2 protein-coding genes and 1 rRNA gene are annotated in these 9,990 nt (G+C 37.4%); 1 reads left to right on the top strand and 2 read right to left on the bottom strand.

Annotation, left to right across the window (positions count from 1 at the left end; genetic code table 11):
• Positions 1-40: 40 nt before the first annotated feature.
• Positions 41-8,191 carry an alpha-2-macroglobulin family protein gene (locus NI468_RS07170; protein WP_253100957.1) on the bottom strand — a complete coding sequence of 2,717 codons (8,151 nt, stop codon included), beginning with the start codon at positions 8,189-8,191 and terminating at the stop codon, positions 41-43.
• Positions 8,192-8,363: 172 nt separating this feature from the next.
• Between NI468_RS07170 and NI468_RS07175 the strand changes: the two genes are divergently transcribed.
• A complete protein-coding gene (locus NI468_RS07175; protein WP_253100959.1) occupies positions 8,364-9,755 on the top strand; it encodes a dihydrolipoyl dehydrogenase in 1,392 nt (463 codons plus the stop codon).
• Between the two features lie 154 nt (positions 9,756-9,909).
• On the opposite strand, the gene rrf is transcribed toward NI468_RS07175, so the two are convergent.
• Positions 9,910-9,990, bottom strand: a 5S ribosomal RNA gene (gene rrf, locus NI468_RS16390); the annotation flags it as partial.

A 9,990-nucleotide genomic window follows, 5' to 3' on the forward strand; every position in this document is an offset into this window, starting at 1 on the left:
AAACAGCGCCGAAGCGCTGTTTTTTCGTCAGATTAGATTATTAGTTGACACATGTTGTATATGGACTTACGCGGTTAGGTGCATAACTTCCATCAGCAGCATAATCACTACTTAAACTTGGCAATGTTAATGTTGTATAGCCTCTAGTTGGTGTTTGTGCAAGTGTAGTTTTCGCTCCTACTTCTACTGCGATCCAATGAGCATTTGCTTTTGGATATTCAATGATGAAGTCAAACCTACCAGTACTATCTGTACGATAGGTCGCGGTATATGGGTGAGTCGTACTATTATTTGCTGTACCACCTAAGAAACGAACCACACGTAATGCTTGACCATTAGCTGTCCAAGTTGATGTTGTTGGATCCACCGTACATGTCGTTGCTGAGTTTTTATCTTGAACTTGTGCAGGTATTGCACCAATTAATGGATAATAATAATCACTTGGTTTAATCCAGCCTTTTAGATTCGTAAATGGATAAATCGCATCTAGCTCTTTAACTGGTATTGTGATTGGATTCCCTCCTGAAGTAAAAGTAGGATCCCCATTTGAATCCAATACAGGTTTATTAACTATCTTCCATGGATCTTTCTGAATTTCAAATTTCCATTCACCTATGACGTAAAATGTTGGACGAATATCTAAAACCACATCCTGATTTGCCACTGGCTTCCCATCAACATCTACCAGCTGAACAGAACCCTCTTTTTGATAATAAATCCCGTTACCCGTTGATGTAAGCTCTGTTGGATTAAAATTAACCGCAATAGAACCAATCGTTACTGGCACTTCGGAATTTACCACATCAATCACATGCGGTACACGTCGCTCTGTATTCTGCGTATCTTTAACTACAGCTTCTACACGTAAATCAGCAGCAACGAAGTCATAGGTTGGATTACGTAAACTTTCATCAATTACAATTGAAAATTTTGCCCAACCATTCTCATCACTTTCAATAGTAGATGCGCCATGAATATATGCACCATTTTGATTATATTGAGGAATTGTTAATGTAACTGCTTTACCAGCTTGACTTGAACCATCTAAGTCTACTACCAATACTGATACTTCGAAAGAATCACCACGGACATTTAACTTATCTTTAGATACTTTAATTTTTAAGTCCAATTCTGGCGCTAAAACTGTTGGTGAGTGCACTTGAATACTGCCAGGTAGACTTACTGAAGCACCTGTTGCAGTGGTATGGGTTGCCGTTAATTCGATTGGTAGAACTGGTAATACTAATGTACCTTGTAGTGATTTCATCGATACTTCAAATACAGCTTCACCAAATTGATTAGTAATGAGCTGTGAAGCCCCTTTAATACTAGTCGCATTTCGCGGATCAGCAATAGCTAAGCTAACTTTTTCATTCGCAACACCGCCTTGATTCTTATCAAGAAGTTTAACCGTCACAAATGCACTATCACCTGCTGAACTTAATGACACACGACTACTATCAATAGTTAAGTGATAAGGATTACTAATATCTTGAACAGCAAAATTTAGCTTCGTCTGAATTTCATTACCGCGTGGATCACGGATAGTTCCTGTTACTACAATAGATTCTAAAGCAGCAGATGTAATACCTTGTGGAATAATTAAGTCAATTGGCACTGAACCATTTCCTTGTATTACCACTCCGTCAGCACTCAGTTTAACACCTGCAGCAATAGCTTTTGGATTCAGAGTCAATCGCATTGGTGTACCAGCTGCAGTATTAATCCCCATTTCATCTTTAACAGCTGCATACACTTTAACTGTTTGCCCAGCTGTCACTGTTTTTACATCTGATGTTAAACGCGGATTTAAAGCATTTGCTGGAGCGGTGATACTAATTACATTTGTTTGCTGTAAACGATCGCCATTATTTAAGTTCGTACCAACTACGGCAAAGACAATACCATTTTTGATCAAACTAGCATCATAAACGCCCTCAGATACAGTTACCGTAAACTCGGCTTCACCATTACTGTTAGTTTGCGTTGGTATATTACTTAATGAAACACGACTAGAGGTTAGCTTAGAAAGAGCAACCGCAATTGGTGTATTTGGAATCGCTTTACCAGCTTTATCAACTGCTTTAATTTTGACGCGTGTTTCACCACCTAGAACAGAAATTGTATCTAATGGGTCACCATCAACTGTCGTAAAGACAAGATCTTCTAAGTCTGGTAAAACCACGGTGGCTTTCTCTAATTCAACTTTACGAACTAACGTGTATGCAGAACCATCAGCACGTCGTGCAGTCGCAGTAAATTCCAAATCATTTGCAGCTAGATTCTCAATTTCAGCTTGATTTTGAGGATTAATCGTTACTTCAAATGTTGCAAGACCATTGCTGTCTGTCATGATTTGAGATGGCGAAGCAAAGCTGACACCATTACTTAAAGCAGCTTCATTTAGACCAAGTGAAACAACTTGGTTTGCAAATGCCTTACCTTCAGTATCTTTTGCATTAATCGTCACTTGAATTGTCTTAGGTGTATTCACATCCAATGCAACTACATAATCAGATGCATTCAAGGTAAAGTAATCTAAAATCTGACCCGCATTTGGCGATTTAAAGTTCAAGGTCTGAATAGCCGTTTTGCCATTCGTTGTGGTCGCTGTGACACGAACCCCTGGGCTGACCAAATCAATCTGCGCTTGTGTACCTGCAACCTTATATTCAAATTCAAAATAAGCATAACCATTGGCATCGGTGAATTTAGTTGCTTCACCAGTTAAGGTTAACTGAGCAGTTTTTAACTGTTCTAAGGTTAAATTTGGTGTGTCAATCGTTACTTTCGCACCTTGTAAAGCACCTTTATCTGCTGATAACGCTTTTACTGGAATAATGATTTTTTGATCTTTTGAATAATCAAATGCTTGCAGAATTGGATCAATTAAAACCTCTGCAGGTGTAGATTCAACATCAGGAGCTCTTAAATCAATACGGCGAGAAGCTTCGTAATTCGAACCATCAGCACGTTTGGCTGTTAAAGTAACCTGTAAATCACCTAACTCAAGGTCACTAATCAAGTTTTGAACTTCAACCTTGTTGCGTGGTAATGCCTTAAAGGTAAAGGTTACATAACCATCAGCATCGGTTTTTTGCGTAAAGGTTTGTGACCCAACATTCGCACCTGTTGGATCAAGTAAATAAACACCATTATTATGTGCTTGTTCATTATAGCTGATCGTTACATCTTGATTAGCAAGTGCTTTACCACCCACATTAATTGCACGCACCTTAACGGTAATATCAGTTTGTACGTTTTCTTCAATCGCAGCATAGCCATTTGAATCAATAGAAATATAATCTAAAGCTTCTAAAGTTAAAGACTCTCTAAAGTTTAATTTTGTTGTCTGTGTCTTTCCATTTGCATTTGCGGTAACAATTACACCATTTAAGATCTCACGTTGTACTGTAGAGTCTGCATATTTATATTCAAATACAAATGTCGCATAGCCGTCATCACCAGTAAACTGTTCAGCTGCACCATTCAAGCTAAAGTTCAGTTGTGCTAATTTCTCTTGAATATCTGTCGTGATTGCAACTTTTTCATTTTTAAGCGTGCTGCCAGCAGCATCTAATGCTTTAACACGTACTTGAAACGTATGATTCTGAGTATAGTCAAATGAGTTTAAGATTGGATCAATAACTAAAGTCTCAACTTTAGATTCAACTTGCTCTTCAGCTTGTACTAATTCAACTTTACGTTGAGCTTGACGAACAGATCCATCAGTAACTGCAGATAAGACTTTCACTGTTACGCCATTTGCCAATAATGCTTCTAATTCCTGTTGGTTCTTTGGATGCACACTGAATTCAAATTTTGCATAACCTTCTGCATCAGTTGCTACTGACGAAGCTGTAAGAAGATTAATACCATTTTCATTGGTTAATTCAATCTGAACATTTTGATTCGCCAAAACTGAACCATCAGTACCTTTTGCAAGCACAGATAATGCAACTTTAGTTTCTACATCCGTATCAATGACAGCTTTACCAATCATATCAATGACAAGATAATCAAGCGTATTAGTTTGAGTTTCCGCAAAGTTAATAACCGTGCGTTGCTCTTTACCATTTGCAGTCGCCAATAATGCTACACCTTTCAATGCAAGAGGTTTTTGCTCTGTAGATTGTGCATCATAGTTATAGCTAAATTCGAAGACAGCATAGCCTTGATCATCGGTATATTGCTCAGCAGCACCATTTAAACTCAAATTAAGTTTTGCTAATTCTGCACTTGAGATGTTTTCAGGACGCAATGTGATTTTTTCATTACGTAATGCGCTACCATCTTCACCAATCGCCTTCACTCGTACCGCAATAATGTGATTTTTACTGTAGTCATAAACACTAATTGGATCAATGATCAGATAATCAACTTCACTTGGTGCTTCTGCTTCTGACTTATAAAGTTCAACTTTTCTTGATACTTTGTATGCAGAACCATCTACACGCTGTGCAGATAAACGAACATTCAAACCAGATGCAAGCAATGCCTCTAATTCAGATGCATTTTCTGGTGCAATGTTGACTTTAAATGTGGCTTGTCCTTGTGCATTGGTCACAACTTCTGTCGCAGAATTAAATGAAATACCACTATTGGTTTCTGTTTCATTCAATTCAATTTTCACAGTCTGGTCTTTTAATGTCTGACCATTTGTTGCCAATGCAGTTGCTGTAATCATCACTTCTGTTGGTTGATCGGTTGAGATAACTGCACGACCACCTGTAGATACCACTAAATAATCAAGATTGATTTCTTGTTCATTTGCAGGTGCTTTAAAGTTAATAATCGTATTATTCGTCTTTCCATTAGCAGTTGCTGTAATTTCAAAACCATTTAGCAGTTTCTTTTGTGCAGGAGACTGTGCATTGTATTTATAGTCAAATGTGAATGTCACGTAACCATAATCATCAGTCAGTTTCGTCGCATCGCCAACAAGACTTAAATTCAGATCAGCTAACTCTTGTGCACTAAGGGCTGTCGTTAAGCTCACTTTTTCATTGCGTAAAGACTGACCAGCTTGACCAATCGCTTTCACGCGTACTTGAATTGTTTGGTCTTTTGTATAGTCATATGCTGCTTGTAACGGATCGATTAATAGTGAAGATACTTGCGATGCTTGCTCTTGCTCAACAAGCTTAATCGTTCTTAGCGTTGTATATTCAGAACCATCTTTTGCAGTTGCTTTAACGGCAACTGTTACACCACTCGCAAGCAATGCATTTAGTTCATCTTTATTCTTTGGTTTCGCATTTAAAACGAACTCAGCATTACCCAATGCATCTGTAACTAGGTTGTTAGAGGTTGCATACGTTACGCCATTTGAAACTGCAGTATTATCAATACCAATACTAATACGTTGGTTAGCTAAAACCTTACCATCTGTACCCATTGCCTTGACACGGATCTTGATCGGTGTATCTGTAGTGGTCGAAATTAAGGCTTGTCCATCTGTATCGACAGTAAAGAAACTTAAGTCGATACTATCGCTCGGAGCCTTAAAGTTAATGCGAGTATTGCTGACCTTACCATTTGCCAAAGCATTGAAAGTAAGACCTTTTTTCGCAAGCTCTTCTTGTTCAGGCGTTTCGTTATATTGGTAACTAAGTTTAAACGTTGCATAACCTAATGCATCAGTAATTTGTTCTGCTTGGGTCGTAAAACTTAAGCCTAACTGCTGCATCTGCTGATTAGTTAGGTCCGATTTTAATTGAATTTTTTCTTTTACTAATGGGCTTCCATTGACATCTAATGCTTTTACACGAACGGTAATTTCTTGATTTTGCGTATAGTCAAAACGGGTTAAGATTGGATCTACCATGAGGTAATCCACTTGACTCGTTCCAGTGTCAATAATCGAGTTTGAAACTAAGTCAATTTTACGAGTAACTGAATGCTTAGAACCATCATTACGATAAGACACCACTGCAACAGTTAGGCCTTTTTCAATTAAGGTATTTAATTCAGTTAAATTACGTGCTGCAACTTTTAATTTAAATTCAACTTTACCTTGTGCATCCGATACAAGCTTAGTTGCTGTGGCATATGAAACACCATTTGAAATCGCAGTTTCATCAATACCAATAGCTAATTCTTGATTTGCAAGAACTGCACCATCAATACCAAAGGCTTGCGTACGTACTATAATTTCAGTTTGTTGATTAAGTGCGATTTGAGCTAAGCCATCAGTATCTAAAGTAAAGTAATCAAGGCTGACTTTGTCACTGACACTCTTTGTATTGAAGTTAACTTTAATCGTTTGAGTCTTTTGATTAGATAATGCCGTGGATGTAAAAGTAATCCCTTGCTTAGCCAACGCCTGCTGTTCTGCAGATTTATTATATTGATACTTATAAACAAACGTTGCATAACCATCTGCATCTGTTAAAACTTCAGCAGCTGTACTTAAACTTAGACTCAACTTATTCAGCTGATCATCTGAAAGTAAAGATTTAATTGATACTTTTTCATTTTTAAGAGGGCCACCTTTTTCACCAATTGCTTTTACTTTAATTGTAATGTCTTGGTTCTTGGTAGGATCAAAGTTTTCATTAATTGGGTCAATTAAGAGATACTTAACTGCTTCACTTGCAACAGCCTTATCTTCAACAACAATTTTAATATTGTTGCTAATACCGTTATCTGTTGTAAACGTCGCTGTGATCCCTGAAGCCTTTAATGCTTCTACAGCTGCTACTGTTTGCGATGCTGGTGTTTTAATTCTGAAAGTGACATAACCCTCTGCACCGACAGACTGACTTTCATTTAAATCAAAGTTAACACCATCACTACTGCCTTCTAACTTAACAGCATTCGCTACAGCTTCGCTATTCAAGGTAAGTTTGATTTTACCTTTTTTCGCAGCATGTCCATTGTTCGCAATCGCTTTTACCTTAATTTCAACACTGTCAGACATTGCATTAATTTTATAAGAAGATGCAATTTCTAAACGTTGAATAGCTTCTTGATCTTTAGCACTTTCATCTGTAGTAATGACATCAACTTTTACATTTGCAAAGATATTCGTGTTATCCACATATGTTGCTTTAAGCTCAATACCTTCCTGAGATAAAGCAATAGGTGTATCTGTATTACTTGCTAAAACAAACTCTGCATAACCTTCTGCATTAGTAATAGCTTCTGACTTATCTAAAGTTACAAGTCGGCTAGATTGATTTGTTTCTAAACGTACTTTTTTCCCTTCTAGATCTTTATTATTTGTATTTTTAGCATAAACACGAATAACAGCCTTACCATTCTTTGCTTGAATCGCAGTATCTGGCTTAATAATTTCTAATTTGTTAACAACGGTTGAGATATCTTTAAACGTAATCGATGTAACTGCATTTTTTTCAGCGCGGTTTTCATCAATCAATTTGAAATTTAAAGTTTTAGAGCTATTAACCAAGCTTTTAATTTGATCAGATGTTAGGTTGCTATTTGCTGCAATTTTGAAATTCGCCTTACCCTCATTATCTGTTTGGACAGAGGAACCATTCGTAATAACAAACATTCCCTGTAACTCAGTCGGTAAAGTTAACTCTACTGTTTGTGCTGATTTTACTCCACCTTTTTTATCTGTAACTTGTACAGAAAATTCAGTAGTACCTCTAGGCAAATCTAAGGTTAAACCTTGTGGTACTTCTAAATTGTAATCACTGACAATCACACTAGATTTTTTAATATTAAGGGTATATACCTGTTTTACTTCTGTACCATCGACCCATGCTGTTAACTGAACTTTACCAGACTCTATATTCATCGTCGGAACGTTAAGTTCAAAAATGGCAACACCATTATCAGTAGTAGCTACTAATGAACTTTTACTGGTTACACCTATTTTTTCCTTATCATCAACTGATAATCGTACATTCTTCCCAGAAATCCCGCCTTTATCAGTATTTAATACTTGAACTGCAATTTGGATTGTAGAATTATCTACAACTTGGACGGTACTTTGGCCATTTTGATCTTGTAAAGCAATATTTAAACTTTCAGGAATTTGCGCTGTATTATTTGTGGATTCATTTCCTGTTTCACTAGATCCGCCTGAACCTGACTGATTATTATTTCCCTGATCATAATATCCATCACTACCGCCCCCCCCACAAGCAACCAAAGAAATTGACGTTGCTAAAACTGTTGTATTTACCCCTAGTTTTTTTAAATTTATAAACAAACTCATGATTATTCCCGCTAGATATAATAGTTAAGCAGCCATAAAAAAATAGCTTTTGGCTTTTAAACAAAATTTACTCAAATTAGCAAAAATAAGCAATCTAGTTACATAATTTACATCAGAAACATTGTAAATCTTACATATAAATATTTAGTTTTTGAGACTTGGGAGGCAGTTTATGCACGACCTCATCATCATTGGCGCAGGCACTGCAGGAATCAGTGCTTATAATAAAGCCATTAAACACACCCAGAATATTTTAATTATTAATGATGGCCCATGGGATACCACCTGTGCACGTGTGGGCTGTATGCCAAGTAAACTGCTGATCTCATCTGCAAATCGTATGCATGACATTCAATCCGCAAACAACCTCGCTTTACAATATGATGCTGTAGTAGATACTTCTGGTGTCATGCAACGTATGCATATCCTTAGAGAACGTTTCATTCGCGCAACCTTAAAAGGCGTAGATCAATGGGAAACTTCACATAAAGTTTCTGGGCATGCAAAGTTTATTGATGCGCATACAGTTGAAGTCAATGGACAATCTTATCAGGCCAAAAGCTTTATTGTTGCTGTAGGCTCACGCCCCAATATTGATGAAACTCTAAAGCAAAAATTAAAAGACAAATTCATCACTTCCAATGAAATATTTGAATTTTCCCAATTACCTAAGTCTTTAGCAGTGATCGGGAGTGGCATCATTGCAATTGAATTAGCTCAAGCCATGCAACGCCTGGGTGTACAAACCACAATGTTTGCGCGTAGTCAAAAAGTAGGTGCTTTAACTAGCCCAATCTTACAAAAACTGGCGCAAGAGCAATTCAGCAAAGAGCTCAATATCAAATTTAAAACCTTACCAGATGAGATTGAGATCCAAGCTGATAAAATAAAGATTAACTTTACAGAAAATGATCAGACTAAGAGTATTGAAGTTGAATATGTCTTAGGTGCTACAGGTCGGCAAAGCAATATAGATCGTTTAGGTCTAGATCAACTCAATTCAATATTCAAGGACATCAAAAACCTTCCTATCGATAAAGAAACCAAACAACTTGCAAACCTACCTATATTTATAGTCGGTGATGCCACACCTGATGCGCCGATTCAACATGAAGCCGCGCATGCGGGTAAACAGGCAGTTTATAACTGTTTAAATTATCCGGATGTAAAGCCTATTCCTGCCTTAATCCCATTGGCGATTGTATTTTGTCATCCTGAAATGGCGATTGTCGGAAAAAGTTTTAAACAGCTGGAAGATCAACACATCGAATTTATTCGGGGATTCGTCTCTTATGAAAATCAAGGACGTGCACTGGTTCTGGCAGAAAACTCAGGTGGAATAGAAGTTTATATTGCTAAAAAATCAGGTAAATTACTTGGTGCAGAACTCTTTTGCTCCCAAGCAGAACATCTGGCCCATTTACTGGCCTGGATGATTGATGCTGACCAGGATATTTATCAGATCTTAAAGAAACCTTTTTATCATCCTACGCTGGAAGAGGGTCTTAGAACTGCCTTTAAACATGCTCGACGTCAGTTTGATGCATTGCAAGAAAAAAGTTAAGCAATCCAACCCTTACTCAAGGTTAATTATCGCTCTAGCTTAATATTGGACACTGTATAAAGTTAACTTTATATGAATACCGAATCGTCAAGACAATTACCCCATGCACAAAAAAACACCCCCTTCTATTGAAGGGGGTGTTTCTGGAATAATGAGCTGGCGATGACTTACTCTCACATGGGTAACCCCACACTACCATCAGCGCTAAGAGGTTTCACTTCTGAGTTCGGGAAGG

This window comes from Acinetobacter lwoffii (assembly GCF_024129355.1).
GTDB classification, from domain to species: domain Bacteria; phylum Pseudomonadota; class Gammaproteobacteria; order Pseudomonadales; family Moraxellaceae; genus Acinetobacter; species Acinetobacter lwoffii_I.